Annotated in this window: 18 protein-coding genes; 17 read left to right on the top strand and 1 reads right to left on the bottom strand. The window is 47.1% G+C overall.

The annotated features are described in order from the left end of the window. Positions 1-57: 57 nt before the first annotated feature. Positions 58-2,019 (bottom strand): glycogen debranching protein GlgX, encoded by a 1,962-nt coding sequence (gene glgX, locus E8E00_RS16960; protein WP_168174097.1) that lies wholly within the window; start codon positions 2,017-2,019, stop codon positions 58-60. Between the two features lie 410 nt (positions 2,020-2,429). Here glgX and E8E00_RS16965 point away from each other — a divergent pair, with 410 nt between their 5' ends. From E8E00_RS16965 to E8E00_RS17045, 17 genes are all read left to right on the top strand, one after another. Beyond that, a complete protein-coding gene (locus E8E00_RS16965) occupies positions 2,430-3,701 on the top strand; it encodes a carbohydrate porin (protein ID WP_069590359.1) in 1,272 nt (423 codons plus the stop codon). 68 nt (positions 3,702-3,769) lie between these two features. Further along, complete coding sequence (locus tag E8E00_RS16970) at positions 3,770-4,642, top strand: MalM family protein (protein WP_096632726.1); 873 nt, start codon at positions 3,770-3,772, stop codon at positions 4,640-4,642. A 624-nt stretch (positions 4,643-5,266) separates the two neighbouring features. Beyond that, a complete protein-coding gene (gene tssB, locus E8E00_RS16975) occupies positions 5,267-5,776 on the top strand; it encodes a type VI secretion system contractile sheath small subunit (RefSeq protein WP_096632723.1) in 510 nt (169 codons plus the stop codon). A 41-nt stretch (positions 5,777-5,817) separates the two neighbouring features. Then, positions 5,818-7,290: a type VI secretion system contractile sheath large subunit gene (tssC, locus tag E8E00_RS16980; protein WP_096632717.1), complete on the top strand. Its 1,473-nt coding sequence runs from the start codon at positions 5,818-5,820 to the stop codon at positions 7,288-7,290. Positions 7,291-7,292: 2 nt separating this feature from the next. Then, positions 7,293-7,730, top strand: a complete 438-nt coding sequence (gene tssE, locus E8E00_RS16985; RefSeq protein WP_077458388.1) for a type VI secretion system baseplate subunit TssE — start codon at positions 7,293-7,295, stop codon at positions 7,728-7,730. A gap of 5 nt (positions 7,731-7,735) precedes the next feature. Further along, complete coding sequence (gene tssF, locus E8E00_RS16990; protein WP_077675730.1) at positions 7,736-9,505, top strand: type VI secretion system baseplate subunit TssF; 1,770 nt, start codon at positions 7,736-7,738, stop codon at positions 9,503-9,505. After that, positions 9,469-10,476, top strand: coding sequence for a type VI secretion system baseplate subunit TssG (gene tssG / locus E8E00_RS16995; RefSeq protein WP_096632713.1), 1,008 nt, complete (start codon positions 9,469-9,471; stop codon positions 10,474-10,476). Before tssF ends, tssG begins: the two co-directional genes overlap by 37 nt. Positions 10,477-10,481: 5 nt before the next feature. Continuing rightward, positions 10,482-11,960, top strand: coding sequence for a type VI secretion system-associated FHA domain protein TagH (gene tagH / locus E8E00_RS17000; protein ID WP_096632711.1), 1,479 nt, complete (start codon positions 10,482-10,484; stop codon positions 11,958-11,960). Positions 11,961-11,967: 7 nt separating this feature from the next. Next, the gene (gene tssJ, locus E8E00_RS17005; protein ID WP_371414254.1) at positions 11,968-12,441 is read left to right on the top strand and encodes a type VI secretion system lipoprotein TssJ; all 474 of its coding nucleotides are present in this window, start codon (positions 11,968-11,970) and stop codon (positions 12,439-12,441) included. A gap of 5 nt (positions 12,442-12,446) precedes the next feature. After that, complete coding sequence (tssK, locus tag E8E00_RS17010) at positions 12,447-13,781, top strand: type VI secretion system baseplate subunit TssK (protein WP_069586836.1); 1,335 nt, start codon at positions 12,447-12,449, stop codon at positions 13,779-13,781. Between the two features lie 2 nt (positions 13,782-13,783). Next, the gene (gene icmH, locus E8E00_RS17015; RefSeq protein ID WP_069586837.1) at positions 13,784-14,548 is read left to right on the top strand and encodes a type IVB secretion system protein IcmH/DotU; all 765 of its coding nucleotides are present in this window, start codon (positions 13,784-13,786) and stop codon (positions 14,546-14,548) included. A 37-nt stretch (positions 14,549-14,585) separates the two neighbouring features. Then, entirely contained in the window at positions 14,586-17,210 is a 2,625-nt protein-coding gene (tssH, locus tag E8E00_RS17020) for a type VI secretion system ATPase TssH (protein ID WP_096632709.1), read from the top strand. 2 nt (positions 17,211-17,212) lie between these two features. Continuing rightward, positions 17,213-18,805 carry a sigma-54-dependent Fis family transcriptional regulator gene (locus tag E8E00_RS17025; RefSeq protein WP_096632707.1) on the top strand — a complete coding sequence of 531 codons (1,593 nt, stop codon included), beginning with the start codon at positions 17,213-17,215 and terminating at the stop codon, positions 18,803-18,805. Beyond that, positions 18,802-19,479 (top strand): type VI secretion system-associated protein VasI, encoded by a 678-nt coding sequence (gene vasI / locus E8E00_RS17030; RefSeq protein ID WP_096632705.1) that lies wholly within the window; start codon positions 18,802-18,804, stop codon positions 19,477-19,479. Before E8E00_RS17025 ends, vasI begins: the two co-directional genes overlap by 4 nt. Positions 19,480-19,481: 2 nt before the next feature. Continuing rightward, the gene (gene tssA / locus E8E00_RS17035; RefSeq protein ID WP_096632702.1) at positions 19,482-20,891 is read left to right on the top strand and encodes a type VI secretion system protein TssA; all 1,410 of its coding nucleotides are present in this window, start codon (positions 19,482-19,484) and stop codon (positions 20,889-20,891) included. A 61-nt stretch (positions 20,892-20,952) separates the two neighbouring features. Beyond that, positions 20,953-24,453 carry a type VI secretion system membrane subunit TssM gene (tssM, locus tag E8E00_RS17040; protein ID WP_205907501.1) on the top strand — a complete coding sequence of 1,167 codons (3,501 nt, stop codon included), beginning with the start codon at positions 20,953-20,955 and terminating at the stop codon, positions 24,451-24,453. 50 nt (positions 24,454-24,503) lie between these two features. Continuing rightward, positions 24,504-25,793 (top strand): type VI secretion system ImpA family N-terminal domain-containing protein, encoded by a 1,290-nt coding sequence (locus E8E00_RS17045; protein WP_096632697.1) that lies wholly within the window; start codon positions 24,504-24,506, stop codon positions 25,791-25,793. Positions 25,794-25,887: the final 94 nt, after the last annotated feature.

Consider the following 25,887-nt stretch of genomic DNA (forward strand, 5'->3'; position numbering starts at 1 on the left):
GTTGCCTTTTTTATGTGAATACTGTTTGTGCGAATAGTTATTATGTGGATGACGCGGTTAAGCGTGATTGGTGAGTATGCTGAGGCTTTTGGCCGCCAGAGTGAATGATGATGTGACCGTTCGCGTGGCGGTGTCGGCCTCTTCGGTGAAACACACCGTCTGCCATGACTTGTCGTCGGGGAGGGAAAAAGATAACGGCTGATCGCTGACGTTGAAACAATACAGTAACTGAGCGCCCGCATGGCGATGATGTTGACCGATTTCGATATGGCAAACAACAGCGCACAAGTTTGGCCAATCATTCGGTTGAATCGCGTTACCATCGGGATGTCGCCAACGAATACGGTTTTGATGGCGCTTTCGGCCGCTAAATGCATCGATAAACGCGGGCATAACGGCTTGGCGACGCTTAATCATGGTGGACAGCCAATTTGCCCAAGGCATTGACGATTCGAGGTTATCCCAGTTCAACCAACTGATTGGATTGTCTTGACAGTAAGCGTTGTTGTTACCCTGTTGGGAGTGAGCCAGTAAATCCGCCGTCAGGAGGTGAGGGACGCCAAAGGCAAAGAGAACACTGGCGATAAGGTTGCGCTTTTGTCGCTCGCGCACCGCAATAATTGCCGGATCCTGCGTTGGGCCCTCGATACCATAGTTAGCCGAACGATTATCACCGTGTCCGTCACGATTATTTTCACCGTTGGCGTGATTATGCCGCTGGGCGTAACTGACCACATCTTCTAGGGTGAACCCATCGTGATAGGTCAGGTAATTGACTGACAAGTGATCGGGCCAATGGGCGGCACTGAATCGATCGCGCGAGCCCATTAATCGCGTCGCAAAATCTTGCAGAATATGTTTTTCACCGCGCCATAGGCTACGGGTAGTATCCCGAATTTTGTCGTTACACTCCGACCAATTGGAAGGGAACTGTCCCAATTGATAGCCATTTGGACCGATATCCCAAGGCTCTGCAATAAGCTTAACTTGAGAGAGCACAGGGTCTTGTGCCAATGCGGTAAAAAACGCAGCGTGTGGGTTGAACTGCTCACCTTCTCGGCCCAGTGTCGCGGCCAGATCAAAGCGAAAACCGTCAACTTGGTAGTGAGTGACCCACAGGCGCAAACTGTCTAATACCGCGGTAATCGCGGCAGGATGGCGCATGTCTAGGGTATTACCGCAGCCAGTGTAATTGACGAGTTGATGTTTATCATGCAAATACATGGCGTGATCTAACGCTTTGAAATGCAGGATAGGCCCGCCATCTCCCCCTTCTGCCGTATGATTGAATACCACATCTAGGATGACTTCAATATCGTGTCGGTGCAGCTCTCGAATCGCCGTTTTAAGTTCAGTCACTGCATCATGGTGCGCGTAACGAGGATCCGGTGCCATCCATAAGTAGGGATTGTAGCCCCAATAATTGGTTTTTTGCTGGCTCAGTAAATGTGGTTCAGATAAACAAGTAGCAATCGGCAAAAGTTGAATGCAATTAATCTGGTTGTCCTGATAAAAGCGCAGCATGTCGGGCGCTATTAAGCCGAGATAACGTCCACGCGCGTGCTCTTCCACATTGGGATGCAGCTGTGTGAGCCCCTTAACGTGTGTTTCGAAAATGACGGTTTCGCTCATTGTATGTGCAGGGCGTGAAACCTCCAGCCAATCAAATTGATGATCGACGACTTGGCATCGCGCCAAACTGTAGCTTTGATTGGGTGTATACGGTGGCTGATATTGCACTGGGCCGACAACGGCTTGTGCATAGGGGTCGGCAATGCACCACGCTTGTCCATTAATCAGAACTTCATAGCTATAAGTGTCGCCTGCTTTTACGTGCGGAACATACGCAGTCCAATAGCCCAGCTTGTATTCTTGCATATGAATACGGGTAGGTTGGTGACTACGTTGCCAAAGCAGCAGGGTGACAGCGTCACGATCAGGCGCATATAAGCTAAAGCGGCAGCCTTGATCGGATAATCGAGCGCCTAAGGTATAAGGCGCCGGATGGCAGAGAGACATAAACAACACCATCTAATTAAGAAGAAACGCTATTACACCTCCCCTACAAAATAAATTCAATCTAGGCTCACAGTTCTTAATATCGATTCTGCTGTAATTCACTTTCTTGTTAATAGGAATAAAACTGTTAATAGTGATCCATATAGCGTTTTGTAGGGGGTGATCAAGAAAGTAAATAACGTTTTACGCCGTGTTTTAGTGAGATAGATCGACTAAATTACATTCTTTCCTCTTACTCCTCCTTAAGGCTCCTCCCCCCATATTTTCCGTTACGGATGACGCGCAGAAAAAATGGGAAGCATAGGATGTTTCTAACACAAAAAAGGGCAATGCCCATGCATGATGTGCTCACTTTCCTACTGCCGGTGATCTCATGATGCAGTTTAACAACAGTCCTAATGGAGTAAGGTATGAGAAAGGTAAGTTTACTCGCCGCTGCAGTGGCTACAGCTTTAGCTTCTGGTGTCGCATTGGCTGACAATGCGGACAAAAATGATGGCTGGGAAGTTCACGGCTATGGCTCAATGAATTTCCGTATGGTTGATGGTGAAACAGTCGACACGGAATTCGGTAGACCTGACTACAAAACTGCCGGTACTCATGGTCAGAGTACAAACCAAGTTGAGTTCACGGTTAAAAAACATTCCACTTACGACAACGGTGCATGGGCTGACTATGTTGTCCGCTCTGAATACGGTAACGGTAACTCTTACGCTTATACCTCATCAGGTAGCCAAAAGAAAAACGACGAAGCCCAATTTGAAGTCAAGGAAGCGTATGTCGAATTAGGTGGCCTGTCCTTTATGGGTAAGGATACCTCTATTTGGGGTGGTCAGCGTTATCTGAACCGTGCGGCTGGCTTATTGTCAGGTGAATATTGGAAGCAGTCATCTGGGGTAGGCGCAGGCTTACAAACCAAATTGAATGGTCATACCGCCGGTGCTGCTATCGTTGTCGCTGATCCAGATGCTGGCGAAGTGTCGCGCAGTGATGACCGCACCACACTCACTTCTTATGATCTTTATTACTATGGTGTGGATGTAGGGATCGGTAGCCTAGACTTTGATTTTAAATACATGGAGCAGGCGAACAAAGACAGTAACTCTGATGATGGCTTTGGTGCTGCGATCACCCTTAACTCTAGCTATTACGGCATGGACGGCTGGACTCAAACGGCCATTGCCTATGGTAAAGGTGTAGCGCAAAACCGTGGCGTCAACTTTGGCGGCTGGTCTGGCGGCGATGAAAATCAAGAGTCGATCTTCTTAACCTCTTACGGGGTGATGAATATTTCCGACAATTGGCAAATGGGATCAGAGCTTACCTATTTTGCTGCACTCGATCAGTTGTTCGGCGCAGATGACCTAAAACGTTACATTGCGGCCGTACGTCCTTCTTATAAAGTCAATGAGAACATGCGTCTCGAGACCACCTTGTCTTATGGCCATGAAGAAGGGGCTGATGGCTATTGGGGACGTTCAGGCGATGCTGTGGAAAGCGATATTTGGAACGTTGAAGTGGCTGTGCCTTTGACTGTGAATGCAGACTTCTTCGGCCGTCCTCAAATCAAGCCTTATATCAGCTATATCAAAGCTGATGATAAGGCCAGCGGTGGCCAAATCGGCATCGATAATAGTGATGACGAAACCGTGATTGGTGTGCATACCGAAATTTGGTTCTAACCGATGCGTTAGTACTATCAGTGTTATAACGAGGCGGCTGAGACGGCCGCCTTTTTAGGATAGAGTCAATGACAAATATAATGAGAAATTATCAGCGCTTTAAAATGGCGCTTGCAGTCAGTTCCGCGGTTTGGCTGGTAGGGTGTGCGTCTAACTTGCCGGAAGAGCTGCTTGTCGCCCCCAATAATCGTGAAGCCTGTTGCGCGACATTCCACCAATTACCTTACGTCCAGTTGAAAGAGCGTGAAACATTGACAGTATCGCTTGGCCCTCAATCGGAGGTGTTTTCTTTTTTAGAGGGTAAGAGTTACACCCAAGCATTTCGTTTTAACGATCGGACCGCGCGTGCTCAGATTAGCGTAAAGAGCGTCATGCAACATGGCCGTGTCTTTGTGCCGCGAGTCTTGCTATTGGATAAGCATTATCAGGTGATCAAAACACTGGGAGCGGATATGTTTACGCCGCAAACGGCTAACTTGCTTGATTCCTCTCAATTGTCAGGATCTTTCGATTCCGAGGGAGCGCGCTATATGGTCATGTACACCAATGCGACGACTCTCGGTCATAAGATTACTTTGCCACACCCGGCGAAGCTGCGTGCTCAGGAGTTAGGTGAGCCAATGCCGATGGTGACCGATCCGACCTACCGTTATGCGCCGACTGGTCAAGTATCCGTCACAGTGGTAACCAAGGAGTATGCGACCGTCCTATCCAGTGACAATACAAGCGTGAGTGACTCTGTAACACCACAAGGGGTCAAACAGCCCGAAGCTCAGAAGGAAACCGTGGACTTTTATAACCAAGCGATAGCCGCGGCCATCAGTGAAAAGGACATCAGCAAAGCAATGGCCTTACTCAACGAAGCCAAGGCATTGAAAATAGAAGGTGCCGATAAGATTTTTATCGAGCTAATAGAAAACCAGCTCAATGATGCACAATGAGTTCATCTAAAAGGCAGCGAATTGTTGCCTTTTAAAGATAAAAATATGAACCAGAATCACAAAAAAGACACCTATTAGTTACATGGGCTTTGTTTGGAATTTTTCGAGTGAAGTCCGAGTTAATGAAACACTATGAATATAAATAAAAATCTATTTGGAGCGTGATCGTTATTTAGCTGATAATTAAATAAAAAACATAATTAAATCATAGAGTAAAAACCACTCCTCCTGCCCAGTATTCCTGCCTTCGCGATGGAAATAACACTGGTAAATACCCACAAAAAGTGTCTGATTTTATACATTTGTCATTATTAACTAATGCTAAATTGTTGATTTTAATATAGAGTATTTACTCGCTAACTTATTTGAAACAATTTGATAAGTCAGAGAAATGTCAATTTGTCATATCAATGTTCTTTTGCCTATAAAAAAATAAAACTTGAGGCATTGCTCCAAGCTTGATGATCTTTAATTAATGTCTAACTTTCTGTTCGGTATGCTGAGTCGCCGTTGATAGGTAGTAGATAACACCTTTCAGCAGTAACACAGTGTTAACATTGGCCGGTGCAGACTGAGAGGCACTGAGTCATGTTGTCTTTTTGGTGAAGGTATCGAGGGTTCAAAGTGTCCAAAGAAGGAAGTGTTGCGCCAAAAGAGCGTATAAATATCAAATACGTACCGGCGACAGGTGATCAGCAAGCTGAAGTCGAATTGCCTCTAAAAACATTAGTGGTTGGCGACTTTAAAGGTCAAACAGAAGATACACCCGTTGAAGATCGCTCGACTGTCTCGGTTGACAAAAACAATTTTGAAGACGTGATGCGCGAAAGCGACTTGCGTATTTCCACCACTGTTAAAAACAAGTTAACTGATGACGAAGATGCGGAGTTACCTATTGAACTCGCGTTTAAGTCTTTGTCGGATTTCTCTCCCGATGCAGTTGCTGCACAAGTCCCAGAGCTAAAGAAACTGATCGAGCTTCGTGAAGCATTGGTTGCTCTTAAAGGCCCTCTCGGCAATATCCCAGCGTTTAGAGAGCGACTACAAGATCTTCTTCATTCAGAAGACTCTCGAGAAAAGCTTCTCGCTGAATTGAATATTGTCAGCGGTGATGAAGATACTTCTAAAGAGTAATTGGATAAGTTTCAACTAACTAAGCGCTAGGAAAATAAAACATGTCAACAAATGAATCGGTGTTAGAGTCGCCAGAAGTCAAAGAAGGCGGCTTACTTGACGAGATCATGGCTCAAACCCGCATTGCACCAAGCGAAGAAGGCTATGATGTTGCAAAGAAAGGTGTTGCAGCATTTATTGAAAACCTGATTGGTAACGATCAAACCAAAGAGCCTGTTAATAAGTCGCTGGTCGACCAAATGCTTGTCGAGCTCGACAAGAAAATCAGTGCGCAAATGGATGAAATTCTTCACGAAGACTCATTTCAACAAATGGAGTCGGCGTGGCGCGGTTTGAAGCTTTTCGTCGATCGCACTGACTTTCGTGAGAACAATAAAGTCGACATTCTTCATGTGACCAAAGAAGAACTGCTAGACGACTTTGAGTTTGCGCCGGAAACGACACAGTCAGGCCTTTATAAACACGTCTATTCATCTGGTTATGGACAATTCGGTGGTGAACCGACTGGGGCCATTATTGGTAACTATGCCTTTACACCGTCGACGCCAGATATGAAGCTGCTTCAATATATGGGCGCGTTGGGCGCTATGGCCCACGCACCATTTATCTCGAGCGTAGGCCCTGAATTTTTTGGTATTGAGTCTTTTGAAGAGCTACCTAACATCAAAGATGTAAAGTCTATCTTTGAAAGTCCAAAGTATACTAAATGGCGTGCGCTCCGCGAATCTGAAGACGCGCGTTACCTGGGTCTAACCGCGCCTCGCTTCTTATTGCGTGTTCCTTATGACCCGACTGAAAACCCCATTAAATCATTTGCCTATCATGAAAATGTGAGTCAGTCTCATGAGCACTACCTTTGGGGTAACACTGCGTTCGCCTTTGCAACTCGTCTGACTGATAGCTTTGCAAAATACCGTTGGTGTCCAAACATCATCGGTCCTCAAAGTGGCGGTGCGGTTGAAGACCTACCGGTTCACGTTTATGAGTCAATGGGCGCGCTACAGAGCAAGATCCCAACCGAAGTTCTGATCACCGATCGCAAAGAGTTTGAACTGGCAGAAGAAGGCTTTATCGCCCTAACCATGCGTAAGGGTAGCGACAATGCTGCATTTTTCTCTGCAAACTCGATTCAAAAGCCGAAGGTGTTCCCAAATACCAAAGAAGGCAAGGAAGCAGAGACGAACTACAAACTGGGTACGCAGCTGCCATACATGATGATTATCAACCGTTTAGCGCACTATATTAAAGTGCTACAGCGCGAGCAGATCGGTTCTTGGAAAGAGCGTCAAGATTTGGAGCGTGAGCTGAATACTTGGTTGAAGCAATATGTCGCCGATCAAGAGAACCCGCCTGCAGATGTACGTAGCCGTCGTCCTCTTCGTGCCGCAAAAATTGAAGTGGCTGATGTTGAGGGGAATCCAGGTTGGTATCAGGTCTCTCTTGCGGTGCGTCCTCACTTCAAATATATGGGCGCGAACTTTGAACTGTCTCTTGTTGGTAGGCTTGATCAGTAATCATGTCATACATCGCACTAGAAGACAGTGTATTTGGTGTCGGCTTCCTTGAGCGCTTGGAAGCCGGCGCTAAGCCTGTGTCGATTACCCAAGGACCAGAAACTCGGGATGTCGTTAATTCGATCAAAAAGAACATTGCTAATGTATTGAACACGCGTACGGGCGGAGCACAAAGCTCTCCAGGACTTGGACTGATAGATTTCAACGACGCGACGCTTGAAAGCTTAGATCTTTCATTGCGTGTGAAACTAGCGATAAAACAGTGTCTGGAAACCTACGAGCCGCGGTTAACTAATATATTAGTGAGTTCTGATTACGACGAACATTCCCCATTGACGCTACGATTCAATATCGTCGCAACGGTTAACAGTGAAGCACTCCATGAAAAAGTGCAGTTGAGTTTGTTGTTGGATCAAAATCGCCAGTATCGGGTGTTGTAATTGCTATGACGCAAGACAAGTATTTTCGTGAAGAACTCGCGTTTCTTAAAGAGCAAGGTAAAGCCTTTACTGAGATCCATCCTCAGTTATCTCGATTTTTACATGGGAGACATACGGATCCTGATGTAGAGCGGTTATTAGAAGGCTTTGCTTTTCTCACAGGCAAACTGCGTGAAAAAGTTGAAGATGACTTTCCCGAACTGACCCATAGCATTATCAATATGCTATGGCCGAACTACTTGCGCCCTGTTCCTAGCATGTGCATCACCCAATTTTCGCCCGATCGAAGCGTGAGTGAAAAACAGGTGATTGGCCAGGGGACAGAGTTAGACAGTATTGCTGTGATGGGTACGCAGTGTCGTTTTCAGACTTGTCGCGATGTCGAGCTTTATCCATTGAAATGCGAAAAAGTGCACGCAGAGCATACACGTGAAGCGACGACCATCCAGCTCCAAATGATGCTAGATGGCGATATGTCTGCCAGTGATGCAGGGATTGATTCGCTACGTTTTTATATCGGTGGTGACAATTATAGTGCTCAGATGATTTATCTGTGGCTCAATCACTATCTAGAGAAAGTGACCGTTAGCGTGGACGGCACTCGGTTTTCTTTACCACGAGATACGTTTCAGACAGTGGGGTTTAATCCCGGAGACAGCCTACTTCCGTATCCGCAAAATGTTTACGATGGTTATCGGATCCTGCAGGAATATTTGTCTTTTCCTGAAGCGTTTCACTTTTTTGATATAAGTGGGCTAGATAAAGCATTACCCCAAAATGTTTATGGGCAGTTCTCTATTCAGTTGCACTTGTCGAAAACGTTACCCGCCGACGTTCGTGTTAGACAGGACAGTTTTCAGCTGTTCTGCACGCCTGTTATCAATTTATTTAGCCATGATGCCGACCCGATAGATTTGAGCGGTAGAAATACCGAGTACAAAGTGATTCCGTCGAGTCGTAAGCCCTCACATTATGAAGTATTTAGCATTGATAGTGTGACCGGGCGTCAAGATAGATTGGTTGATGGAAAACCGGTACGTGGGCAAAAGCGTGTTTATACCCCGTTTGAAAGTTTTCAACACGAAGTAGAACGTGTCAGAAACCGAGAAACGCTTTATTACCGAGCACGTGTTAAAGACAGTATTAGAGGTGATGGATTTGAGTCTTTTATCTCCTTTATACGAGGGGATGAATCGGACTCGATTGGTGTCGACGAAGCGGTGTCAGTGAAGCTGACGTGTACGAATCGACAATTACCTCTTGATCTGGGAGTCGGCGATATCTGTGAACCCACAGATACATCGCCTCCGTTTGCGGAATTCGAAAATATTACCATCCCGACGCAATCATTGCGCCCCGTGTTGGATGGCAGCTTATTGTGGATGTTGATCTCGAATCTGTCATTGAACTATTTATCGCTGCTCTCGAAAGATGCGCTGAGCTGCGTTTTAACCGCTTATGATTTTAGGGCATTAGTAGATAGACAAGCCGAACGAGTGGGTAAGAAAAGGCTCGATGCCATTGAGAAAATTGAGTCTAAGCCTATGGACAAGCTGCTCAAGGGTATGCCAGTGAGAGGCCTAAAATCAACGCTTTACTTAAATCAAGATGGGTTTGGGTCAGAGGGCGACTTATATCTGTTTGGAACGGTGCTCAGCCATTTTTTCTCGCTGTATGCGAGCATTAACTCTTTCCATGAGCTGACCGTTATTAATACAACGAATAACGAGACTTATACATGGCAGACGAAAGTCGGGATGCAGCCGCTGATATAAAAAATGAAACAGATGGCCGCACAATGACTGACTTAGTGCCAGATGTTCGGCCTTACAATTTTTATCAATTAGTGGCATTGCTACAGAAGCACGGTGGCATTGACCCCGATCAAGAAGATTGGGAACGAGAGTGCAAACTGGTTTTTAGTGCCAACCCGAGCTTAGGGTTTGCGGCTTCTGATGTGGCGTCGTTGCACGATCAGAATGGTCATGCGGTGATGCTCACCAATTTTTTAGGTCTTGCGGGCTCGCAGTCGCCTTTACCCGGCTTTATCACAGAGCAATTGCTTCATGAGGAACCGGGAGGGATTAAACGGCCCTTTCTCGACTTTTTTAGCAATCGCTTGATTGCGTTGGTCTACCGGATATGGCGCAAGTATCGATATTACATTCGCTTTCAACCAGGGGCAGAAGATCAGTTTTCAGCGCAGTTGTTTGCGCTAGTTGGATTGGGAGATCCGCAGTTACGCGGAGAAACACCAATCAATTGGTGCAAGATGCTGGCATACGCGGGCACATTGGCGGGCCGGAGTCGTTCACCAACCGTTGTAGCTGGGATCATTGCCCATTGTTTTGATCTTGAAAATGTTGAGATTCGTCAATGGGTGACGCGCAAAGTCAAAATAGCCAAAGAGCAACAAATGGCGTTGGGATGCATGAATGGCCGGTTAGGCGAAGATACCGTCATCGGTGAGTCTGTTTTTGACTGTAACGGTAAGTTTGTCATTTGTATTAAAGACTTAACGCGAGACAGATTTAACGATTTTTTACCTTTGGGTAAAGAGTATCAGCCACTTTGCAAGTTGGTGGAATTTATTCTTCGTGAACAGATGGCGTTTGATCTTGAGCTTTCGATGACCGATGAAGACACCCCTGCGTTTGAGCTGGGCGGACAAATCGCATTGGGGTGGACATCATTCTTAGGGAATGACTTAAGAGATAAGCGGGTATTAATTCAAGTAAGGCAATAATTGTTATGGCTCCAGAACATAAATATGGATTAACGCTAGTTGTCGCCAATGCGCAAGCGCTGGAATCTGGCTTGTCAGCTCAGGCCCGTTTTGTTGACTCCGGTGGTGTCATTGGCTCCGACTTTAGTGCTGATTGGCGGTTAACCGATCGGTTGGGTCGTGTGAGCGGTCGTCATTGTGAAGTCGTTGTTGTTGATGGCGCATTTTGTGTGCGCGACGACTGTGGAGAAACGTTTGTCAATGGCACGCATATGCCTTTAGGGAAAGGTCAGTTAGCCCGATTGGCACACAAAGACGAGATACAAGTCGGTCCTTATCAAATTCGCGTGCTTACCGGTGAAGACGCGGAGTTTGATGGTGGGCACGTTGACACCTTATTTGAAACGCAGCAACACGATCTTTTGGCCGATGGGCCTAGTCAAGAGATTGATTCGGGCGAAGAAGAACCCGAACTCACTCAAGCGATTGATCCGTTAAAAGAGCTCGACGCCCAAAACAAAGACAATCAAACGTCGAACTGGCTCTTAAATGGAGACAAAGAGCAGAAGCAGCAATCCTCTGCTGAGTCTTCATTGATCGCTAAAGACAATCTCGTTGAACGCAAGCCCTCGTTTACGCCGCAAGCAGATAGCGAAGATGTCATGTCGGCATCCGTCAAACTAAAGCGTATTTTTGGCTTTGGGCAAAAGAAACCTCAAAAGCGTGAACTTCACGCATCGAAAGCAAAAGAAGCGCTGAATCGCGTCATGTCACCTGAGACGATGCATCAAACGAAACAGAGCGAGAGAAAACCGATGGATGAAAAAGAACTAGGGCTGTTGGAGCAAGAAGTGGCGAAGAGCTTAAGTCATGAGCCTACTTCGTCACCACAGCCTAATAATGATCATGGCCAACATTTACTGACTGGGCCGATGCTGGATGGATTGGGCGTGAGAGTCACGAACGACCACGATATGCAGAAGATGCATTTCCTCTCACAGGAGATGGGACAGTCATTGCAAGCATGCTTAAAAGGGTTGTTGGCGCTTCATGAACAAGCCGCAGAGGGGCGTTTCGGTACCATGAATCGCAACTTGCAACCTATTGAAGATAACCCGCTTCGTTTGGGCCTAACGTATGAAGAGACCGTCCGAACCATGTATGACGCAGACAAAAGCTTAGTGCATTTATCTGCGCCAGCGGCGATCGCAGAAAGCTTAAAAAATGTGAGAGATCACAACGATGCGACGCAAGAGGCGATATCGGAAGCGCTTGACCAAATTTTACACGCCTTCTCTCCCGACGTTCTTCTGCGTCGCTTCCAGCACTGCCGCCGCAATACCGATGAGCAGATTGAAGGTGAATCAGCGTGGGCGTGGGAAATGTATTGTAACTATTACAAAGAGCTGACTTCTAATCGCCAGCGAGGTTTCTCGAAGCTGTTCTGGGAAATTTTTGAGCAGGTTTATGACAAGCGTATCCGTGAAAAGCAATTGGAGGGCTAAAGCGGTGATCAAAAAACTGAGTATTGTCTGTGCACTTTTATTGTTGACGGCGTGTAGCTCTTCCGATGAATACAAGCCTGAAGAGCAACCCACGACGGTGACTTTCAGTCTGGTGAGCGATACAGGTGTTAACCCAAATATCGCGGGTGATCCAGCCCCAATCGAGGTGCAAATCTTTGAGTTGGAAGACGACTCAATGTTTATGTCGGCGGGGTTCGATCAGTTGCGTACTGATTATAAAGGGGCACTGAGTAGTAATTTTATTAATAACTACGATTACGTGTTAACCCCTGGGCAATTCAAGTTCGTTAACGCCTTTAAAATAGATGAAGACACAAATTACATTGGTGTGATGGCACATTTTTCAGAGCCAAACTTAGGTGAATGGAAAAAGGCTGTGAAGGTGCTTAATAAAGGCCGTCAATATCACCTGCTAATGCTTTTCAAAGATTACGACGTGAAATTAGAGAAGGTAGAGTAAATTTAATGTTTGCACGGAATCGGGTGATATGGAGTGAAGGGCTTTTTATTAAGCCGCAACACTTCCAACAGCAGCAACGTTACAGTGAATACTTATTGGAAGAGAGATTGACATCTGTCAGTAAGTATTTGTATGGCGTATCGGAGCTTTCGTTAAACCCTGAATATTTGGCTTTCGGTCGTATTGCGATAGAGCGAGCCGTTGGGGTTATGCCTGATGGCACCGCGTTTCGTATTCCGCAGGAAGATGTGATGCCGGATGCCTTGGAAATTGAAGATAGCTCCCTATCTAACCAATTGATTTATCTCGCAGTCCCGCTGCGTAGTGAATCGATCATGGAAGTTAACTGGCCCGACGATAAAGGGTCGGGGCGCTATGAAAGCCGTCGTATCGACGTGCGCGATGTCCATAGTGTTCAAGGTGATACAACCACGCTAGATGTTTCTCCGATTCATTTGCAATTGATGCTCGAAAAAGAGGATCGCAGTGCTTATGCATCTATTCCGGTTGCTCGTATCTTAGAAAAGCGTCCAGATGGAAGTGTCGTTCTCGATCCTGACTTTATTCCCTGTCATTTTAATGTTGCCGGTAACGCTACATTGCATCGGTTTATTAATGAAATGGCGGGATTGATGCACGAACGTGCCAAGAATATCGCTCAACGTATCAGTTCTCCTTCTCAAGGCGGTGTCGCGGACGTTTCGGACTTTATGTTGTTGCATTCATTAAATCGTTTGCAGCCACAAATGAAGCATTTGGCATCCTTGGGTAGCTTACATCCAGAGCGTTTGTATGAATGTTTGTCCTCGGTGTGTGGTGAGTTAGCAACATTCACCGATGAAAGCCGCTTGGCACCGACGTTGCCGGCCTACAACCACGATATGCCTAGCGAGTCCTTTTGGCCGGTGATTCGTTATTTACGTCAAAGCCTCAGTGTTGTACTGGAGCCACGAGCGGTGTCAATTCAGCTTGATAAGCGTAATTACGGCTTAATGGTTGCGCCAATTCAGGATCCGCAGCTGATGGATTCGGCGGAGTTCATCGTTGCTGTGAAAGCGCGCATGCCATTGGATGAGTTGCGCCGGCTGTTTACTCAGCAAACCAAAGTGTCTTCTGTTGAAAAAATACGGGAGCTTATTTCACTTCAGTTACCTGGCATCCCACTGATTCCATTACCCGTGGCGCCACGGCAACTGCCTTACCATGCGGGATACACCTACTATCAGCTGGATAAAGAAAGTGCAGCATGGGCGATGCTTTCTAACTCAAGTGGGTTTGCATTCCATGTGGCAGCAGCATTTGATGATTTAGATATTCAGTTCTGGGCAATTAGGGATTGATCATGGCGGCAACCGAAGACAGTGTTTTCAACGATCTTTTGTTTGATGATGTTGAGAAAATAGATAGCGACCAAGACTATTGGTTTCAATTACGGGGCCATAACCCAAACGCGTTGGTGGATGCAGCAACGCCACTGTTTGGTCTTGCGCTACGTGTTCGTTCTCTCTCAAGCTGTAGCAATATTGAGCAGATTTACCATCAAACGATCGAAGAAATTAAAGCGATTGAAATCGAGCTATCGGAACAAGGTTTCGAGCATGCTGTGCTGATGGCATATCGCTACATTCTTTGTACGTTTCTCGATGAAGCGGTGATGGGAACAGCATGGGGAGCATCGACATGTTGGGCTGAGCACTCAATGCTGTCCCGTTTTCACAACGAGACCTGGGGTGGAGAAAAAGTGTTCACCATTTTAGGTCGTCTTGAAAGCGAACCTGAAAAGTATCAGCCGCTGTTGATCTTTATTTACCACTGCTTATGCCTGGGCTTTGAAGGCAAATATCGAGTCATTGATGGCGGGCATGCTCAGCGCGAGAAAGTGATCAAAAGGTTACATGATTTGGTCCTTGATGATGAGCAACCTAAAGCCTTGGCAGACGCGAGTGATCATGTTGTCAACACGCGCTATGCGCTCAGTAAGCAGGTGCCTTTATGGGCAGTCTTCGCTGGTTTCGTCGTGCTTTGGGCAGGTATTTTTGCGGGTTACTCGTACTTACTCCATGAAAAGTCTGAGAATGTGCTAAGCCAGCTGAATCAACTGCTTTAGCCAACAACGTATTTTATTTAGATAACTAGGTGTCCCCGTGATTCGAATTGAATTATCTACGCTAATTTCAAAATTGAATGAGCAAAGTAAACTTGCTCTTGAGCAAGCGGCCTCGCTCTGTATTGAAAGGCAACATCCAGAAGTATTGATTGAACACTTCATCGAAGTGTTGCTGGACAATCCGCTTTCTGATGTTCGTTTGATCGTAAAACAAGCGAACGTTGAAGTTGAAGCACTAAAACAGGCGCTTTCTTCGAGCTATGAGCGTGACAAAGCACTAGACACGTATCCTGCCTTTTCCCCACTACTGGTTGAAGTATTGCAAGAGGCTTGGTTGCTGTCGACGACTGAATTGGATCAATCGGAATTGCGCTCGGGTATTGTATTTTATGCCGTACTTAACCGCGCCGATCGTTACCTTTCTCGTCCAGCCGCCAAGCTGTTGGATGGCATTAATCGTGAAAGTCTAAAGAAACATTTTAACGCGATTGTGGCTGATTCCGCAGAAACGGCGGTTGATACAAATGCGGCAGCGAAAAAGCATGCGCCTTCTCTCGAGGGCAGTGAATCTCCGCTATACAAATACTGTTCAAACATTACGGCACAAGCAAAAAATGGCGAGCTCGACCCGGTCTTATGTCGAGAGGAAGAGCTTAACTTGATGGTTGATATTTTATGCCGTCGTCGTAAGAACAACCCCATTGTTGTAGGTGATGCAGGGGTGGGTAAAAGCGCGATGGTCGAAGGTCTGGCATTGCGCATTGCAGCCGGAAATGTTCCGGAAAAACTTAAGCACGTTGAGTTATTCAGCTTAGATTTAGGCCTACTTCAAGCTGGCGCCTCTGTGAAGGGTGAGTTCGAAAAACGCTTGAAAGGGGTTATCGATGGTATCAAGACGGCACCCAACCCAATTATTCTCTTTATCGATGAGGCGCACACGCTTATCGGTTCAGGAAACCAAGAAGGCGGTAGTGACGCAGCAAACTTGCTCAAGCCAGCATTGGCGCGAGGTGAGTTAAGTACCATTGCTGCAACGACTTGGAAGGAATATAAAAAGTACTTCGAGAAAGATCCTGCACTTACTCGTCGTTTCCAACTGGTGAAATTGGAAGAGCCTTCTGTTGATCAAGCGGTCAACATTATGCGTGGTCTTGGTAGTGCCTATGAAAAAGCCCACGGCGTTATTATTGCTGACGAGGCGTTAAAAGCGGCTGCAGAGCTTTCTGCTCGCTACCTTTCAGGACGACAGCTCCCCGATAAAGCCATTGATGTGCTAGATACGGCATGCGCTCGGATTGCTATTAACATGACGACGCCACCGAAGCGCTTAGCGTTGCTTGAAACGCTTTGTCACCAACGTCAACAAGAAATCGAGATGCTGAAGCGCGCAGAGTTTATTGGCCAGCCGGTAGACACGGAACGTCTCGATGAATTGGAAACCTTGGAGCAGGCGGATGAAGAAGAAAAGCGTCTTCTCTCATCACGCTGGAATGAGCAACGCGAGTTGGTAGAAGAAATTGTATCCTTACGCGCCAAGCTGTTAGACAAAGATAGTGCTGATGTCAGTGACGATGCGGATGAAGCGTGTGATTATGACGCACTCGCGAAAGCGCTGTCAGAAAAATATGCGGCACTTGACGCGATTCCTCATGATGAGCGTCTTATGCACCCGCACGTGGATGCGGAACAAGTCGCTGAAGTGATTTCTGATTGGACAGGTGTGCCTGTTGATCAGATGAACAGTGATGAGCTTTACAAGATCACCAACCTGACAACACTGCTTGGAAAGGCGATCAAAGGGCAAGATATTGCCATCGAACGTGTTCATCGTCACTTGCTGACAGCACGTGCAGATCTGCGTCGTTCAGGCCGACCGAAAGGCGCATTTTTACTGGTTGGTCCAAGCGGTGTGGGTAAAACCGAAACCGTTGTGCAGCTTGCTCAACAGCTCTACGGTGGTAAGCAGTTTTTAACCACGATTAATATGTCGGAGTACCAAGAGAAACACACGGTTTCACGTTTGATTGGCTCTCCCCCAGGCTACGTGGGCTATGGCGAGGGTGGTGTACTGACTGAGGCGATTCGTAAAATGCCTTATTCGATCGTACTGCTTGATGAAGTCGAGAAAGCGCACCCAGAAGTATTGAATATCTTCTATCAAGCCTTTGATAAGGGTGAACTGGCAGATGGCGAAGGCCGTGTGATTGACTGTCAAAACACCGTATTCTTTTTGACCTCGAACCTCGGTTATCAAACGATCGTTGATCATGCTGATGATCAAGCGAACCTTGATAATGCCTTGTATCCAGAACTTGCGGCTTTCTTTAAGCCGGCACTGCTTGCACGTATGGAAGTCGTACCTTACTTGCCACTAGGCAAGGACGTACTCGCGGATATTGTGCGAGGTAAACTCACTCACCTCGAACAGACATTTGCTCAGCGTTATGGCGCAACGGTTGATATTCATGAAAGCCTGATTGACGAGATATTGCAGCGCGCGACTCGCAGTGAAAACGGGGCACGTATGCTGGAAGCGATTATAGAAGGTCAGTTACTGCCTCCTGTTTCGCTATCTCTGCTTAACAAACTGGCTGAGAAATCAGATATCTCTCATGTGCGTTTATACGCCGAAGAGGGTGAGTTTAAAGGCGAGGTTGAGTAAGAATGCGTAATTGGCTGGCTTATGTGACTGACCTAGCGAAGGAAAGGCGGACTGTCGATCTACAGTCTCGCTTTATCCAAATCGTTGTCGGTGAGCTCAAGCTACGCGAAGGAATGCTACTCACACCCAGTTGCGATGGCAGACAGCTTGTCTGCCACGCATCGGATACGTCTTGGTCAGTAACGGATTTTGACACCCCCTTTGCTCATGTTCTTCAAAATGTCGTCCCTATGCATTTAGGTGCGGAAGATATTGTTTATTGGCAATCAAATCGAGCGTTTGCTGAGTTTGTCGGTGAGCTTGGTTTGTTTGAAGCCGTCAATATTTATCCTTTGGTACGTCGTGACACGAATACAAAGCTTGTTGTTTGTCTAGTGGGAGATAGCGATCCTCTATCTTCGTTGTGGCACGACGACCCAGGTTTCAGTCAATTTGTGGATGTGTTTGTGAATCAGTGGTCTCTACTTAGTGAAATGGAAGGCGAGGAGAGCCGTCGTAGAGCGTTAAGAGCCTCTCTTTCTGATATCGAAAAAAGGGCGCATCAGCAAAAGCAAGCAGCGAGCTTGTCTGTCACGCTTATCGGAGACAGTGCACCTATGCTGCGTCTTCGTGACCAAATTGCTAATGCGGCATCATCGCATCTCTCTGTGCTCGTTCAAGGAGAGACAGGAAGTGGTAAAGAGTTGGTCGCGCGCGCCGTTCACGATCTATCAAGCCGAAATACTCAGCCATTTGTGCCTATCAATTGCGCGGCTATCCCAGAGCACTTGCTCGAGAGTGAACTATTTGGGCATGTGAAAGGGGCATTCTCTGGCGCCGTGAATCATAAAGAAGGGCTTATTGCACAAGCGAATGGCGGCACGCTCTTTTTGGATGAAATTGGCGATATGCCAATGAGCTTGCAAGCAAAGTTACTCAGGGTACTGGAGTCTGGAACATTTCGACCTGTCGGAGGACACCAAGAGCAACAATCAGATTTCCGGTTGGTATCGGCTACTCATGTTCATCTACTTGAAAAAGTGCGTGCAGGCGAGTTTCGACAAGATCTGTATTATCGCTTACTGCAATACCCGCTACATGTACCAGCACTTGCGCAGCGTAAGGAAGATATACGGCAGCTATGTTTCCACTTTATTCAACAGTTTAATCAGCAACATGGCACTAGCATCCGTGATATTCATTTCCAAGCGTTGGATGCGCTACTTGGCTATAGCTTCCCCGGTAACGTGCGCGAGCTAAAACATTTAATCGAGTATGCCTGCGCGCAAACGGCAAATGGCGAGGCGATAAAACTGGCAACCTTTGGTGCGCGCTTGAATATGTCGGTAAGCAGTTCCCCAGCCCCGGCTCCAGCAACCGATGATGTCCGCTCCGTTTGTGACTCTAATGGGCTATCGACATCGAGCCGTGTGCTGAATATCGACGCTGCGTCGATTGGCGACCTGAAACAAGCATTGATGGATTTTGAACAGCGCATTATTGCGGATAGGTTGTCGCAGTTTGGTGGTGATACCGCCAAAGTGGCGGAAAGCTTAGGTATCCCGAGAAGAACATTGACTTATAAATGTCGAAAATTAGAGATAAAAGCGCCATGAATACGCATAATCACGCCTTAGCAATGGCCGCATCGGTAACACTTCTCTGTGCATCGTTTTCTTCTACTGCGGCAGAAATATCCTCTGTTAAGCAACTTGAGCAGGCTCAGCAATGTCGTGTTGTGCCTTCCCGACTCGACCGTTTAGCGTGTTTTGATCGTGTTTTTAACACGCAATTGTCCGCAAGCGACGTGGCAGAAGAGCACGCAACCCAAAAGCCGCAGCAGTGGCGAAGAGCGATGGATGCTGCGAATGCCAAAGCGCCTCAAACTTGGTCATTAACGGAGCAAGGGGAAGGGCGCGGAAGTAGCGCTTGGATTACCCTTCAAGCAAACAATGTAAGAACGCGCTTTAAAGCAAGCGAGCAACCAGTGTTGATGCTGAGCTGTATCGACAACCTTAGTCGCATCGAATTGATGTTGCCTGAACCGATTGACGATGGCCGAGTGAAGATGACGTTCCCTGAAGGTCAAACCCAGTACTGGCGAAGTGATGATGTAGGCGTAGTGTTATCGTCTTCTCGGGGACTTCCGGCTATTCGATTGATGAAATCACTTTCTAGCCAAGATCAACTGGTTATTCGTTCAAACTCGCGATATGTAGACGGCCTTCGCTTTGATACTGCGCCGCTAAATAACACCATACATGCATTACGCGAACGTTGCGGTTGGTAAAGATGGAATTAAAAGAGTACAAGCGTTGTATCGCGCAACCTATTGACGCGGCGAACCCGGTTGGAGAGCGACTGGTTGATGATCCATTGTTTGATTTTGTTGAAGATCAAATGATGAAAGTTGGCTCCTTGTCTCACGGCGATGTGCAGTGGGATGAGGTTGAGCATAGCGTTCTTAAACTGCTGTCGGAAAAAACAAAAGACATCAAGCTGCTTGCATACCTGTTGCAGTGCCTGCACCACCAACCGTCTCCGTCGAGATTCATCCTCTCGTTTGATGTGATGGCAAGCTTCATGTCGAACTATTGGGAGCAAAGCCATCCAGCGCCCGGCAAACGCGGCAATCTACCGCGGCGCAAGTTCTTTAGCCAAATGGCTCAGCGCTTTTCTATGGCGGTCGATAAAACCGACTTTGGCCAATTCGATGCGCAAGATAGAGAACAGCTCAATCAGGCTATCGAGGCATGGGAAAAAGCGATTGAAGACAATGGGCTGACAAATGACCTTGTCGGCAGTGTGGTTGGAAGTATCAAGTCAGAACTGCGCAAAGCGGAAGAGCGTCAGCGCGTAAACGAGGTGGCGAAAGAGCAACCAACGCCTTCGCGCACCAGCACGACGCCGACAACATCATCCGTGGATGTCGATCATTCCAGTGATAAAGCCACTAAACAGACACTGCTTAAGGTCGCTTCGTTCTTAGCTGAACAAGACGATGGGGTGGCGCTGGCGATTCGATTAAGGCGCTACGCCGTCTGGTACAGCATCACTGCTTTGCCCGACCATAAACCCGGTGGGGAAACGCTGCTGCGGGGTATGCAGCAAGACCGTATCAAAGACTATCAAGATAAAATGCGCCATCCCGATTTAGCTTTGTGGCGTCAGGTCGAGCAAAGTTTGACCATGGCACCGTATTGGTTTGATGGCCACTTAATGAGTTACACCATTGCCCAAAAACTGGGCCATCAAAATTGGTGCGATGCCATTCAATCTGAAGTGGCGCAGTTTTTAGAGCGCTTACCTGGGCTGAAAGACTTGCAGTTTAAAGGTGGGGAGCCCTTTGTTTCTGATGCAGTGAAAGACTGGTTAGCCAGTGGCAGCGCGAATCAGAGACGTGGGGGCCAGTCAGTCAGTGGCGATTGGCAGGAGAAAAAGAAAGAGGCACTTGCCTTGGCGAAAGAAGGTGGAATTGCCGTTGCACTCTCCATGCTAAACGATGGGCTACAGGCAGCAAACGAGCCAAGAGACCACTTTTACTGGCGTATGCTCTCGGCCGACCTCTTGCACGCGAACCAGCTAAACAGCATGGCAAAAGAGCAGTATCAAACCTTGAACCAAGAAATTAAGACCATGAGTGTCACCGACTGGGAGCCCAGCTTGGTTGAACAACTTGAACGCAAAACAACGTCAGAGTGATTAAGGGCGAAAATTCATGTGGAAACATCTTTTCAAAATAGCGAAAAAGCTGAAGCCTGGAATGCTTGCGGCTTTTCCTATTTTATTGGTTGCGATATTTATCCTTGTTAATGTCGCCATATGGTGGGCAGGTCCTTGGCTAACACTCGGTGAGCAAAAGCCTCTTGCATCTATCGCGGCGCGTGCGATCTGCAGTGGCTTTATTACACTCGGGGCGTTGGCGATTTGGGGTGTTTGGCAATGGCGTAAGCTACAAGGTTTCAAAGCGGAGCAAGAGCACGCTGAGCGACTACGCGAAGACCCTATCCAAGTATACGAAGAGCGCCAACAGTCTGAGCTTGATCAAGTTGTTGCGAACATGAAGCAAAACTTGAACAAGCGAAACCATCTTTACGCACTTCCATGGTACTTAGTGCTGGGCTTGGAAAACGCCGGAAAAACCAGTCTTATTAATCGCTCTGGGCAAAACTTCGTGTTTTCGTCTGTGATGCGAGCCTCTGGTCAAAAAAGCGAAAACCCATATTCATTTGATTGGTGGATAGGGGATGAATCGGTATTGATTGACCCTGATGGCGAGCTACTCACTCAGGGCAACAAAGATGAAAATAACGACGGTGAATTAGAGCGCCGTCTGTGGTTACACTTTGTTAAGTGGCTGGAACAAACACGCAGTCGTCGTCCACTTAATGGCATCGTGCTGACGCTAGACGCATCACACCTAGCGACGGCGACAGCGTCTGAACGTAAAGCTTACGCTAACTTGCTGCGTGCGAGGTTGCGCGAGTTGATGGAAACCCTGTCGACGCGATTGCCTGTTTATATTGCCTTAACTAAGCTCGACTTACTGTATGGGTTTGAACCCTTCTTTAAGCATTATTCGAAGCAGCAGCGCGATGAAGTGCTTGGGTTTACTTTCTCTCTAAACTCAGTGGATGACTTAGACTCGTGGTTAAAAGAGTTTGATGAGGCATACAGTGGCTTTATCGACAGGGTAAATGCGATCGTGCCTCACGCACTGGCAACACCGCTCGACTTTGAGGATCGCAAAGCGATATACAGCTTCTCACGCCAAATTGCAGGGCTGAAAGAAATATTGGCCACCTTCTTTAATGAAGCGTTAGCAAGCGATCAGTTCTCAACATCCGCACTGGTGCGAGGGGCCTATTTCACATCGGTATATCAACAAGGTGTCCCAACCAATGCCTTTGATGATGCGGCTTCTCGCCGTTATGGGCTCTCGCATGCGGTGAACCGAGCGCAGAAGTCGAAAAACTCGACTGTTTATTTTACGCAACGGCTTTTCAGCAACATTATTTATCCAGAAGCAGGACTCGCGTCTGATAATTTCCGGGTGGCGAAGCATAAGCGACGTCTCATCGGCATGTCGGTGTTAGCTTGCTCAATTGCAACCGTGCTGCTCGCGGGGACGTGGCATCGCTATTACCTTGCCAACGTCGCGCATGCGGATGCGGTGCTAACAAAAGTCGACCAGTATAAGACGCAATTTCCGAGTAATGCGGCAGGAGCATCGCAACAAGAAGTATTGAAACCGCTGAACCAGATCCGACAAGCCACGTTGGAATTTGGTTTTTTCCGAGATAAGCCGAAGTATATCTCTGACTTTGGTCTCTATCAGGGACATGTAATTGGGCCTAAGGTTGAACAAACGTACTTGAACTTATTGAAGAGCCGTTTCTTACCCCTGCTGATGGCGGATACTGTGGTTGATCTTAACCAAGCAACGACGGATCAGGAAAGACTCGTGGCGTTGCGTGTGTATCGCATGATGGTGGATAAGAGTGGTCGCTATCATGATTACGTAATGGATTATTTTAGTCAGCAATGGCAACGAGAGTTTGCCGGGCAAAAAACTATCCAAGAACGTTTGTTAGGACACTTAGATTATGCGATGCGTCATACCGATCTGACGGATGCGCGTCGACAAGGCGATGAGGTCGCAGAACGGGTTATGCGTCCTTATGATATGACGATTGCGCGCGCGCAAGCTGATTTGCGCACCATGCCAACCGATCAACGTGTTTATCGTAATCTTAAACTCGACGCTGAGACCGTACTCGGCGCGCCAATGAACTTGCGTAATTCGGTAGGCCCCGTCTTTGATGTGGTTTTCGAAGAACGAGTGGTTAACAGCGAAAATCTGTATATTCCACAAATGCTGACTAAAAAAGGCTTTGAAGAGTATTTTGTACCAAAACTGCAATCCGTTTCTGACCTCGCGTTGATCGACAGTTGGGTACTCGGCGAAGCCGAAACTGCGGAGTTTAGTGAAGCAGATAAGAAAGCGCTAAGGAACAAGATTCGCGATCTTTATGTTGCGGATTACACCAATACATGGCGAACGGCACTGAATGAGATTGACGTGAAATTCTTCAGTGATATCAACGATGCCGTTACTGTATTGGATAACTTTACTGGTCACGTTGGACCGCTGCAGCGCCTATTGCGTACGTTGGAAACCAATACTCAGCTTGCATCAGGGCTGGGATTGGATGAAGACGCGCAGGACGCGATTGCAGAGAATCCAAAATACAATGTCGCGTCTCAGATCCAAGCGCCGTTTTCTGACTTAAATAGCCTTGTTAAAGCGGTCAATGACAAGCCTGCCTACTTGAGTGAAGTACTGGCGTCCGTGCAAGAACTCAAGAGCTACCTTAAGTCTATTCAGGATGCGCCTGACGTCGGTACGGCCGCGCTCGATGCAACTAAAGCGCGTGTGAAGCTGGTAAACACCGATCCTATTTATACGCTAAAACGTATTGCCACAGGTCTACCAGAACCGCTGGATGGCATGGTCGACAAACTGGCAGATGAAAGTTGGCATGTTGTAAAACAGGCGGCAATTCAGCATCTTGAAGTCCGCTGGTATCAAGATGTTTATCGTCCTTATCAACAAAAGCTGGCTAATCGATATCCGTTCAATCCGCAGGCGAGTAAAGATGCATCACTCAGTGACTTTGAGAGCTTCTTTGCGCCGGGTGGGACTTTGGATAGCTTCTATAACAACCAGCTTAAGATGTTTATTGATGAAAACATCTCTGTGGGTAACAGCGGCATTGACGGTTCATTGATCCGCCAAGACTTGCTTGCTCAGATCCGTCAAGCACAAAAGATTCGAGAAGCATTCTTCAACCGCAAAGGTATCTTAGATGTTAGCTTCTCCGTTGAACCTCTTCGCTTGAGCAGTAATAAGCGTCGTAGTGTGTTGAATATTGATGGGCAATATGTGACCTATAGCCACGGCCCGCGAGACAGTATAGAGCTGATCTGGCCGAATACACTGCGAGACTCGGCAACATCGAAGTTGACGTTGGTACCGACAAAAACCAATTTGTCTCCACGCAGTGTTGTGATACGTGGTCCGTGGGCATTATTCCGTCTTCTCGATCAAGGTGCGGTCGTATCGGCAAGTGCGACATCTGTTGATTATCAATTCAACGTTGATGGTGGCGGAATGATTTACCGCGTTAATGCGCAAGCCGCGACTAACCCATTCACTCAGCGTTTGTTTAAGTCCTTTAAACTTTCACGCAACCTTTACTAACTGATCATGGGGCGAGGGGACTCGCCCCTGCATTATCAGGAAAGCCAAACATGCCTTTTATTATCTCAATAGATAACCAACCCTTTAAGATTTCACTCGATGCATCAAGCATTCGTGATGACGAACGTTACGACGCGGTTAGGGAACAAATTAACAAGCATCATTCTCCGCTATCAGGCGGCACAGATTGGGCATGTGTGAAGGACTCTTGCCAAGCCTTGGCACGTGATAAGGGGATTGATTTATTACTCAGTGGCTATTTTACCGTTGCAGCACTAAAAACCAGCGGATTGGCAGAATTTGCCAATGGTTTAGAGTTGCTGCTTGCATGTTTAAATAATGAAACTGAGGTCAATGAGAAACGAGCGCGTGCGCGTAAAGAAGCCCTTGATTGGGTGAATTCGCGCGTGTTAAGCGAATTAAAACAAATCAAGCCCGATCAACAGGCATTGCGTGACCTCTATCGCTGCGAACGACTTTGCGATTCGCTCTTTCATGTTTTAGAGCGGCAGCAACCTCATCATGTTGTCGATTATGAAGGGCTTGCTTACGTTTTATTTGAGCACATAGACCGGATAGAAACCCGTTTACACAGTGCCGTGAAACAACAGCAACGTGATGAAGAGGAAAATCCTACCATCACGGTTAAGAAAAGTCGTCGCCAGAACGTATTCGCTTGCGCGTTTGGTGCGATCCTAGTGGTGATTATTTGGCTTGCTTACCCTTATATTCCGTATTTCCAAACCCCCTTTATTACCTACAGTCCTCAACCTAGCTTGAACTCTGAACGTGCACTGAAAGAGTTTACTCAACGATATAGCCCGTCTTCTTTGACACGTTGGCAAGATGCATTTGTTGCTATGTATCAACAAGCTATTGAGTCAGAACTCGATCAATCTATTGAAACGCCCAAAGTGTTGGCTGCGCAGCACCTTAATGCGCTCACGACGTTGTACGGAGATCATGAAGCATCAAGCGTATTGTTAAGTGCTTATAACACGCAGCGAGAAGAGGCACTGGAAAGCACTAATAAATACATTGATAAATTCAGAGCGGTACGGACCAAGATGGCGAATATCGCGCTACTTGCCGAGCAAAATCGTTGGTGGGCGCTACAAAAGCAAACACGTTCACTCGAAAATTTTGCGATCAGTTTATCGCCTATTTATGGTCGTGCGGATTACGTCACCCTGTTGATTGAGCAAGGTGAGTTTGAAAAGGCAAACAACGAATTAATGGTACTGACCGAACGTCTCAATCATTTGAGCTGGAAAGTGGCTGAGCTAAACGAAGCGTTGAATGAAGCTTCCGCCAAGGTGACCACGGAGAATGATAATTAAGCAGGCAAAGCAACTTCTTGCCTCGTCGAGCAAAAACTTGCTTGTGGCGTGCAAAAAATTGGTCAGTGAGAGAGTAAAGCACTGAAGTATAGGG

Origin of the sequence: Salinivibrio sp. YCSC6 (assembly GCF_004916735.1) — a bacterium.
In the GTDB taxonomy this organism is placed as follows: domain Bacteria; phylum Pseudomonadota; class Gammaproteobacteria; order Enterobacterales; family Vibrionaceae; genus Salinivibrio; species Salinivibrio proteolyticus.

What these genes read in the sequence shown, in the direction of transcription:
- E8E00_RS16965 (WP_069590359.1), top strand. Translation starts at nt 2,430, where the DNA reads ATGAGAAAGGTAAGTTTACTCGCCGCTGCAGTGGCTACAGCTTTAGCT.
- vasI (WP_096632705.1), top strand. Translation starts at nt 18,802, where the DNA reads ATGAATACGCATAATCACGCCTTAGCAATGGCCGCATCGGTAACACTT.
- E8E00_RS17025 (WP_096632707.1), top strand. Translation starts at nt 17,213, where the DNA reads ATGCGTAATTGGCTGGCTTATGTGACTGACCTAGCGAAGGAAAGGCGG.
- tssK (WP_069586836.1), top strand. Translation starts at nt 12,447, where the DNA reads ATGTTTGCACGGAATCGGGTGATATGGAGTGAAGGGCTTTTTATTAAG.
- tssE (WP_077458388.1), top strand. Translation starts at nt 7,293, where the DNA reads ATGTCATACATCGCACTAGAAGACAGTGTATTTGGTGTCGGCTTCCTT.
- glgX (WP_168174097.1), bottom strand. Translation starts at nt 2,019, where the DNA reads ATGTCTCTCTGCCATCCGGCGCCTTATACCTTAGGCGCTCGATTATCC.
- tssA (WP_096632702.1), top strand. Translation starts at nt 19,482, where the DNA reads ATGGAATTAAAAGAGTACAAGCGTTGTATCGCGCAACCTATTGACGCG.
- icmH (WP_069586837.1), top strand. Translation starts at nt 13,784, where the DNA reads ATGGCGGCAACCGAAGACAGTGTTTTCAACGATCTTTTGTTTGATGAT.
- tssM (WP_205907501.1), top strand. Translation starts at nt 20,953, where the DNA reads ATGCTTGCGGCTTTTCCTATTTTATTGGTTGCGATATTTATCCTTGTT.
- tssG (WP_096632713.1), top strand. Translation starts at nt 9,469, where the DNA reads ATGGCAGACGAAAGTCGGGATGCAGCCGCTGATATAAAAAATGAAACA.
- E8E00_RS16970 (WP_096632726.1), top strand. Translation starts at nt 3,770, where the DNA reads ATGACAAATATAATGAGAAATTATCAGCGCTTTAAAATGGCGCTTGCA.
- tssC (WP_096632717.1), top strand. Translation starts at nt 5,818, where the DNA reads ATGTCAACAAATGAATCGGTGTTAGAGTCGCCAGAAGTCAAAGAAGGC.
- tagH (WP_096632711.1), top strand. Translation starts at nt 10,482, where the DNA reads ATGGCTCCAGAACATAAATATGGATTAACGCTAGTTGTCGCCAATGCG.
- tssF (WP_077675730.1), top strand. Translation starts at nt 7,736, where the DNA reads ATGACGCAAGACAAGTATTTTCGTGAAGAACTCGCGTTTCTTAAAGAG.
- E8E00_RS17045 (WP_096632697.1), top strand. Translation starts at nt 24,504, where the DNA reads ATGCCTTTTATTATCTCAATAGATAACCAACCCTTTAAGATTTCACTC.